Annotated in this window: 8 protein-coding genes; 2 read left to right on the top strand and 6 right to left on the bottom strand. The window is 63.9% G+C overall.

Annotation, left to right across the window (positions count from 1 at the left end; genetic code table 11):
* The 6 genes from DYI24_RS15475 to DYI24_RS15450 form a co-directional block, all read right to left on the bottom strand.
* A partial coding sequence (locus DYI24_RS15475; RefSeq protein WP_164572928.1) for an ATP-binding cassette domain-containing protein occupies positions 1 to 358 on the bottom strand: 358 nt, incomplete at its 3' end.
* On the bottom strand, positions 345 to 1,400 hold the full coding sequence (locus DYI24_RS15470) for a branched-chain amino acid ABC transporter permease (protein ID WP_164572927.1): 1,056 nt from the start codon (positions 1,398 to 1,400) through the stop codon (positions 345 to 347). The genes DYI24_RS15470 and DYI24_RS15475, both read right to left, overlap by 14 nt.
* A 274-nt stretch (positions 1,401 to 1,674) precedes the next feature.
* Positions 1,675 to 2,898 (bottom strand): substrate-binding protein, encoded by a 1,224-nt coding sequence (locus DYI24_RS15465; protein WP_164572926.1) that lies wholly within the window; start codon positions 2,896 to 2,898, stop codon positions 1,675 to 1,677.
* A gap of 4 nt (positions 2,899 to 2,902) precedes the next feature.
* Positions 2,903 to 3,760: a branched-chain amino acid ABC transporter permease gene (locus DYI24_RS15460; RefSeq protein ID WP_164572925.1), complete on the bottom strand. Its 858-nt coding sequence runs from the start codon at positions 3,758 to 3,760 to the stop codon at positions 2,903 to 2,905.
* 32 nt (positions 3,761 to 3,792) lie between these two features.
* The gene (locus DYI24_RS15455) at positions 3,793 to 5,307 is read right to left on the bottom strand and encodes an amidase (RefSeq protein ID WP_164572924.1); all 1,515 of its coding nucleotides are present in this window, start codon (positions 5,305 to 5,307) and stop codon (positions 3,793 to 3,795) included.
* Positions 5,308 to 5,467: 160 nt separating this feature from the next.
* Positions 5,468 to 6,652 (bottom strand): substrate-binding domain-containing protein, encoded by a 1,185-nt coding sequence (locus tag DYI24_RS15450; protein WP_164572923.1) that lies wholly within the window; start codon positions 6,650 to 6,652, stop codon positions 5,468 to 5,470.
* Between the two features lie 158 nt (positions 6,653 to 6,810).
* On the opposite strand from DYI24_RS15450, the gene DYI24_RS15445 reads away from it, so the two are divergent.
* Positions 6,811 to 7,254: a MarR family winged helix-turn-helix transcriptional regulator gene (locus DYI24_RS15445; protein WP_164572922.1), complete on the top strand. Its 444-nt coding sequence runs from the start codon at positions 6,811 to 6,813 to the stop codon at positions 7,252 to 7,254.
* A gap of 163 nt (positions 7,255 to 7,417) precedes the next feature.
* Positions 7,418 to 8,563, top strand: a complete 1,146-nt coding sequence (locus DYI24_RS15440) for an acyl-CoA dehydrogenase family protein (protein ID WP_164572921.1) — start codon at positions 7,418 to 7,420, stop codon at positions 8,561 to 8,563.
* Positions 8,564 to 8,614 lie beyond the last annotated feature (51 nt).

Raw genomic sequence — 8,614 nt, 5'->3', positions numbered from 1 at the left:
GCCCGCGGGTGCGCGAGAACATCAGCTTGGTCAGAGCGGTCTGGCCCTGCAGCGCCAGCAGGACGTTGTCGTACAGCGTCAACGCCGGCAGCACTGAGGTGATCTGGAATTTCAGACTCATGCCGGCGCGGGCGCGCTCGGCGGGCGAGGCCGACGTGATGTCGGCGTCGCCGAACACGACGCGGCCCTCGGTTGGCACTTCGGCGCCGGCGATGCACTTCATCATCGTACTCTTGCCGGAACCGTTCGGACCAATCAGGCCGTGAAACTCGTTCGGCTGCACCGTCAGTTCGGCCCCGTTCAGCGCGGTGAGCTTGCCGAACACCTTTCTCATACCGCGCGCTTCAAGCAGGGCCATGGCCGCGCTCCTTATGGCCCGGCTTCGGCGGCCGGCCGAAGCTGCCGATCCGCTCGCTGTGGCCGACGACCAGGCTGATCAGTCCGGCGGGACGGAACAGGATCACCAACAACATCAACGCGCCGAGAATGATCGGCCAGATGTCCTGGTAGGAATTCGACAGCCAAAACGACACGATCTCGATCACCACGGTGCCGATCACTGCGCCGATCAGCGTGCCTGAGCCGCCGAACAGCACATACAGCACCACCTGGGTCGACATCACCACGCCGAGCATGTTGGGCCAGACGAACCCCTCGTGGAAGGCGTAGAGGCTTCCGGCGAGCCCCGCGATCGCTCCACCGAGCGAGAACACGATCGCCTTGAGATGCTGAACCTTGTAGCCGAAGAAGGCGATACGCTGCTCATTCTCCCGCAGGCCGGCCAACGCCAGCCCGAACTGTGACCGCACCAGAAAGCGGAAACCGAGATACACCGCGAACAAGATCGCCAGTACTAGATAATAGAACACCGGGCCCTCGCCCAGTTCGTAACTACCCATCGTCATCTGCGGGATCGACGGGATGCCGTTCTGGCCGCCGAGATAGTACCAGCCCCGCGCCAGCCGATCGAACGCATAGGATGCGGTCAGCGTGCCGAGCGAGACGAAGATGACGCTCGACGGATTGCGTCCAAGCAGCAGAAAGCCGCCGATCAACAGCGCCAGCGCGAACCCGATCAGCACGCCGGCCGGCACCACCAGCAACATCGAGGAGATGCCGAGATCGCGTCCAAGCAGTGCAACGCCGTAGCCGGCGCCGCCAAAGAACACGGCCTGGCCAAAGCTCATGATCCCGGCGTAGCCCCACACCAGATCGAACGACAGCGCGAACAGGCACAGGATCAGCACCCGCGTCATGAATACGGTGAGGTAATCCTGCAGCACAACCGGCAACATCAAGAAGATCGCCAGCACAGCGATCTCGATGATCGGCAGCACCGCGGGGCGGCGCTTGGCGCGGGGCGCGGCGATGGTTGCGAATCTCGAAGTAGCTTCCGTCATCGATCCGCCGGGGAGGCTGTGAGGTCGAGAATGTCGTGGCGGCTGAGGATCGCGTCCCCCCTGAACGCCGCGTTCGAGCGGAGCACTGCGGCGCGCGCTCCCTCTCCCCGCTTGCGGGGAGAGGGCTCGGGTGAGGGGGCGCCCCAACGAATCGCACAGGCTCGGCGATGCGGAGACGCCCCCTCACCCGCCGCGCAGAAGCGCGTCGACCTTTCGCCACACGCGGGGAGAGGCGCAGGCCGCACGCGTTGTGAGGGCAGACGCCGACACGCCATCAGCATTCCTTCGGGTCAACCAGACCTTCGCTCCGCGCGACGATCTCGTAGCTGCCGCTCTTGGCGACCGCGGTGTACATCTTCATTTTGCAGTGGCGCTTGCCGGGCACCATCTCGGCCGGGCCACCAGGACCTTCGGTGATCTTGGCGTGGTCGAGCGCCGCGGCGACGCCGTCGCGATCGATCTTGCCCGCTTCCTTCACAGCCGCCTCCCACAGCTTGAGACCGCGATAGGTGCCGGTGGCGGCGCTGCCGGCCGCAAACAGGAAGTTGCCGGGATAGGCCTTGTCGTATTCGGCCTGCAGTTTGGCGCTGACTGGATCGTCTTTGGCGAGCGCCTTGAAATAGTCGAGGCAGCTCGCCAAGCCCTCGATCTCCGCCGGCTGATTGATGCCGAGCGTGTTCTCGTCGTAATACACGCAGGCGAGCCGACCGCCGTTCTTCAGGAAGCCCGCTTCATAGAGCTGCTTGAAGAACGGGCCGACGCCAGGTGGAATCACGGTGTTGAACACCACGTCGACCTTGTTGGAAATGATGCGGTTGACGGTGGACGAGAAGTCGATCTGGTCGAGCGGGTAATACTCTTCAAGCACCACCTCGCCGCCATTGGCCTCGATCACCTTCCGGGCATAGACGTTGAGGGTGTGCGGCCAGACATAGTTGGCGCTCGGCAGCGCGAACTTCTTGCCGCCGTTCTTGATCAGCCAGGGGATGAACTCGTCGCATTGCTGCGCCGGAGTCGGACCGGTGCAGAATAGATACGGCGTGCACTCCTTGCCCTCATAGAGCTGCGGATAGATGTACAGCGTCTTGCCGCGAGCGACGATGACGTCCTTGATGGCGTTGCGCATCGAGGAAGTGATGCCACCGAGCACGACATCGACCTTGTCACGCTGGACCAGCTTGCGGACATTGCCGACCGCGACCGCTTCGTTCGACGCGGTATCCTCGATGTGCAGTTCGAGCGGCCGGCCGAGCAGACCGCCGGCATCGTTGATCTGCTTCACCACCATCTTGGCGACGTTGGCGTCCGCATTGCCGGCGTAGCCCATCGGACCCGTGATGTCGGTGGCGACGCCGACCTTGATCGGACCTTCGGCGGCATTGGCCCAATCGGCCGGGATCACCCAGCTTCCGACGCCGGTAGCAATGGCGGTGCTGGCAAAGGCGAAGCTGGAGAGGAAGCGGCGGCGGTCGAGCTGAAAGCTGAAGTCGCTGGACATCAGGCTAGATCCCTTTTCCCGAAACGAGGCCCTGCGGCCGGAATTTGATGAAGATGATGGCGAGCACGAACACGAGGACGTCGGCGATCACCGACTGGATCACCCAGGGCAGCGCCGCCGACAGCGTGCCGATGATTCCGGCCCCGGCCACGGGCCCGGCGAAGGAGCCGACGCCGCCGACCATCACGGCGATGAAGCCCTGGATCAGGAAGCGCAGCCCGAGATCGGCGAATAGCGAGAACACCGGAACGATCAGGGCTCCGGCGAGGCCGGCCAGTGCCGCACCGAAAGCAAAGGTGGCACCATAGATTGCGTTGGTGGAGATGCCGGAGGCACGCGCCAGCGCCGGGTTCTCCAGCGAGGCGCGGACCCGCAGGCCGAACGAGGTGCGCGACAGCAGCAGATAGCTTCCAATCATCACCAGCGCGGTGACGATCACGATCACCAGCCGCCATGTCGACAGATGCATGTCACCGATGGTGATCGAACCACCGACCGGCTCCGGCACCGAGATGTAGAGGCCGCCGATCAGGCCGCGCACGATCTCGCGGATGATCAGGCCGAGCGCATAGGTACCGAGCATTGCCACGATCGGCGCGGCGTAGAAGCGCCGCACGATCAGCCGTTCGATCACCAATCCGAACGCCCCGACCACGAACGGCGCCGCGACCATGCCGGTCCAGACCGGCAGGCCGGCGGTGTGGGCCAGGTAGGTGACGTAGGCACCGAGCAGGACGAATTCGCCCTGCGCGAAGTTGAAGATGCCCATCATGCTGGCGATGATCCCGAGCCCCAGCACCACCAGCACGACGATGGACCCGAAGCTCAGGATTTCGAACAGGGCGGCGAACAGGTTTTCCATTCGGCGTTACCGGCTGACGGGCCTCGCGCGTGCTACATCGTCTTCCAGTCGCCCGACTGTTCGAACGCATGGGCCGCACGGTAGATCGTCGGTTCATCGAAGTGCTTGCCGACCAGCATCAGGCCGATCGGCAGGCCATCGACCATGCCGCAGGGGATCGACATCGCCGGATGATGGGTGATGTCGAACGGCGCGGTGTTGGTGATCATCTCGAAGGCGCGACCGATCACTTCCTCACGCGGGGCGTTCGGCGCCGGCAGCGGCGTTGCCTTCATCGGCGTCGTCGGCATCAGCAGAAGATCGAAATTTGCCAGCGCCGCATCGTAGGCGGCGGTAATGCGCCGCGAGATGTTGACGGCCTTGCCATAGTAACGCGGGCCGAAGGTGTTGTTGATATAGGTCCCGAGCAACAGCATCATCTTGGTGGTCTCGGACAGCGAGTCCGCTTGGCCGCGCCAGCCGCGATGAGCTTTCATCAGCGTCGTCGAGTAAAGATCCGGGCGGCTGAGGCCGTAGCCATCCCCCACCATCATGGTCTGGGTCATGCCCTCGGTGCCGATCGGCATCCACACCGCGCCGGCCAGATTGTGGGCCGGGATCGAGATTTCCTCGATGGTGGCGCCGAGACCAGCGAGGCGTTTGGCGGCCTCGCGGACGCTTTCGTTCACTGCAGGCTCTGCGCCGGGCTGCTCGAAGCCTTCGCGGACGATGCCGATCTTCATGCCCTTAATGCCTTGTCCGAGCGCCTTGGTGTACTCGTGCACCTTAGGCGCGCGGATGCGAGGGTCGTAACCGTCGTCGCCGGCGAGCACTTCGAGCAGCAGCGCATTGTCTTCGACGTTCGCCGTCATCGGCCCGGTATGATCGACATAGATCTCGATCGGCATGATGCCCGTGTAAGGCACGAGGCCCCAGGTCGGCTTCATGCCGTAGGTGCCGCTGAACGACGACGGCATCCGGATCGAGCCGCCCTGGTCGCCGCCGATCGCCATATCTGCCTCACCCAGCGCCACCACCACGGCGCTGCCGGACGACGAGCCGCCGGCCGAGTAGCCCATCTTGTGCGGGTTGTGCACTGGGCCATTGGAGCCGGTGTGGCTGCCGCCGGACATGCAGAAGTGCTCACAATGCGTCTTGCCGAGAATCTCGCCGCCGGCGTCGAGGATGCGTGTGACGACGGTGGCGTCGAAGTCCGGCACGTAGCCTTCGAGCGTCGAAGAACCGTTCATCATCGGCACGCCGGCCAGCATGATGTTGTCCTTCAGCGCGACCGTCTTGCCTTTGAGCTTGCCGGAGGACGCGCCCTGCACGCTCGCCTTGCGATACCAGGCGTTACGCTGGTTCTCGTCCGGGCCCGGTGTGTAGCCGGGCGTGCGCGGGTACTTCACCAAGGGCACTTCGTCGGGCAGCGCCGCAACCACATTGTAGGCATCGATCGACGGCTGCATCAGCCCACGAAACGAGACGATGTCCCCGTCGGTGAGCGACAGGCCGCACTGATCGGCGACTTCGAGAAGCTGCGTCGGGGTGGGAAGCGAAACGGCCAAGGTCATTCTCCTGCGCGTAGGCGGATCGGCGATACGGCCCCGGGAAGGCCTGGACCGGCACGCACGAACGGCGCCGCGTCACAGCGATAATACATACGGAAATATTTTCCGTTTCAAGTATTATTTTGCGACCGAATAGCGCGAGCGCGAATGGCGCCGTCTAGAAGGTGCGGAGCAGCTTGAAATCCAGGCCGTCGGCCTCGGCAAGGTGCATCGTCATCCGTGCACGGCCGTCCCTGATCGTCACGTCGCCGCGGCCGCCCTGGTACACGACATTGCGCGCCGCCTGCAGTAGCGAACGGGCCTGCAGTGTTTGCGCCTTCTCGGCGATCGTCGCCAGAAATCTCAGACCTTCGTAATTGGACTGCCCGACCGAACCGATCGGCGGCGCCGTCGCCCCGAACATCCGGCGATAAGAATCGCGAAACGCATCATTGGCGGTGCAGTCGTAACAGCCGAAATAGCCCGATGCGCAGAACAGGTTTTCGGTGTTGTCGGCGCCGATGCCCAGCAGCACCGTCTCGTCCATCGCACCGGCCAACCGGAGGACATGGCTCGAAAGCCCAGCTTCGGCGAAGGAACGATTGAACGTCACGCTGTCGTTGCCGATCAGCGAAATCAGTACGACATCGGGTCGGGCGGCGCGGATCCGGTCGAGATGCCGTTCGTGATCGTCCTCGCCGAGCGGCACGAACTCCTCGCCAACCACCTTGCCGCCGGCATCCTTGATGTACTTCTTCACAGCGCGATGCGACAGCCATGGCCAGACGTAATCGCTGCCGATCAGGTACCAGCGCTGCGCCCTCTTCTCCCGGGCCAGCCAGTCGATTGCCGGCCGGCTCTGCCAGCGCGGCGTCTCCCCGATCGCCATCACGCCGGGAGCACGCTCGCCGCCTTCATAGACCGGCGTGTAGATGTAGGGCACGCGACCTCGGATGGCGTTCCGCAGCGCCACCCGCACTGCACTGATGTGCGAGCCCATCACGATATCGACGTCGTCGTAGTCGACCGCCAGCGCGACCCGCCGAGCGACCTCCTCGATCGGACCACCGGCATCGCTGAAAACCAGTTCGACCTCGCGGCCCAGGATGCCGCCGCGCTTGTTGATTTCCGCAGCCGCGAGCAGCGCCGCATTGGTCGAGGCCGGCCCCCACAGCCCAGGCGAGCCCTGGAAGGTGACGAAATTCGCAACGCGAAGCTTGTTGCGTGCGCGGCGCGAGGCCGCGCCGCTGCCGTCTCCCGGCCCTTCCACCCAACGCGCGCCGGGAAGCGCACCGCGCTCGAGAAAGCCGAGCGGCTGCACTCCATAGACGCCACTATGTCCGAGATCGACAGCCGAAAGCACGCCCTCTCCTGCCTGCTGCGGGTGATCCCGCCGAAGTCCCCTCCCCGGGTTCGACGATCGATGCTATTCGAAAATATTGAATCTTCAAGGATTGCTGTGCATATAGATGCAGCAAACTGCGCATCCGATTCACTCAGACGGAACGATAAAGTCTCATCGTGGCCAAATCGCCGACCCGCAATCCGCCGATCACCGAACACCTCGCCTATCTGCTGGCGCAGGCCAATCGGGAGATCAACCGCCAGCTCGAAGCACGGCTACGCAGCGAAGGGGTGCCGGTCGAGCAATGGCGCATCCTCAAGGTGCTGTCCGACGGCAAGGGCCATTCGATGGGCGAACTCGCCGAAGCGGTGCTGCTCAATCATCCGACCCTGACTAAGATGATCGACCGGATGGTGTCGGATTCATTGGTTTATCGCGTCCAGGATCCAGAGGATCGCCGCAAGGTGCTGATGTACACCTCCGATCGCGGCAAAGCTCTGACTCAGCGTCTCAACGCGCTGGCGCTGAGCCAAGAGGCCCATATCGCCGAAAACTACGGCGACAAGGCCACCGCCGAGCTGAAGCGGCTGCTTGAAAGCCTGATCGACAGCGCCACTTGAGCGCCCTCCATCATTGCGCATGCTGCGGCTGCGAACAGCGCTGCCGCCTGCAGCGACACGCCGCAAGATACGGCGGTCGCAACGTCTATCCTGCACCGCCGAACTGGCCTAGATCAGCCGGCGATGCGCCGTGCCAAGCGGCCGCCCATTCGAGTGAGGAAACATGGAATACCGATCGCCCTGGATGACCGAAGAGCTGGACACGTTCCGCGACCAGTTTCGCAAATTCCTCGCCAAGGACCTCGCACCCGATGGCGACAAGTGGCGCAAGCAGAAGATGGTCGATCGTTCGGCCTGGCTGAAGCTCGGCGAAATGGGGGCGCTGTTGCCCAGCGTTCCGGAAGAGTATGGCGGGCTCGGCGCCAGCTTCGCCTATGATGCCGCGGTCTATGAGGACATGGAGAAGATCGTCCCCGACGCGCTGTCCGGCGTCACCGTGTCGAGCGGCATCGTGGCGCACTACATCCTCAACTATGGCTCGGAAGAGCAGAAGCGGCGTTGGCTGCCCGGCATGGCGCGCGGCGAGCTGATCGGCGCGATCGCGATGACCGAGCCCGGCACCGGCTCCGATCTGCAGAGCGTGCGCACCACCGCCAAGCTCGACGGCGACGACTACGTCATCAACGGCCAGAAGACATTCATCACCAACGGCCAGAACTGCGACCTGATCATCGTCGTTGCCCGCACCGGCGGTGCCGGCGCCAAAGGGCTGTCGCTGATCGTGCTGGAGACCAAGGACAACCCCGGCTTCAAGCGCGGCCGCAACCTCGACAAGATCGGCCTGCACGCCTCCGACACCTCCGAGCTGTTCTTCGAGAATGCCCGCACGCCGAAGGAGAACCTGCTCGGCGGCGAAGAGGGCAAAGGCTTCGTGCAGCTGATGCAGCAGCTGCCGCAAGAGCGCCTGATCATCGCGATCGGCGCCGTGGCGGCGATGGAGCGCGCGGTCGCGCTGACTTCGGAGTATACGCGGGAGCGCAAGGCGTTCGGCCAGCCGATTATCGAATTCCAGAATACAGCTTTCACGCTCGCCGAACGCAAGACCGAAGCCTTCATCGCACGGGTGTTCGTCGACTTCTGTCTGGTGCAGCTGATCGCCGGCAATCTCGACGCCGTCACCGCCTCGATGGCGAAATGGTGGACGACGCAGAAGCAGGTCGAGACCGTGGACGAGTGCCTGCAACTGCACGGAGGCTACGGCTACATGCAGGAATACCCAATCGGCCGGATGTTCATCGACTCGCGGATTCAGAAGATCTATGGCGGAACCAACGAGGTGATGAAGCTGCTGATCGCCCGCTCGCTCTAACGCGAAAAATGCCGGCGCCTCCGCTGCCGCTGCAATCCAGCGGTGCGGAGG

Source organism: Rhodopseudomonas sp. BR0C11 (assembly GCF_010820945.1).
GTDB classification, from domain to species: domain Bacteria; phylum Pseudomonadota; class Alphaproteobacteria; order Rhizobiales; family Xanthobacteraceae; genus Rhodopseudomonas; species Rhodopseudomonas palustris_H.
The sequence above is the reverse complement of the archived record's forward strand: the minus strand, read 5'-3'. Positions and strand labels throughout refer to the sequence as shown.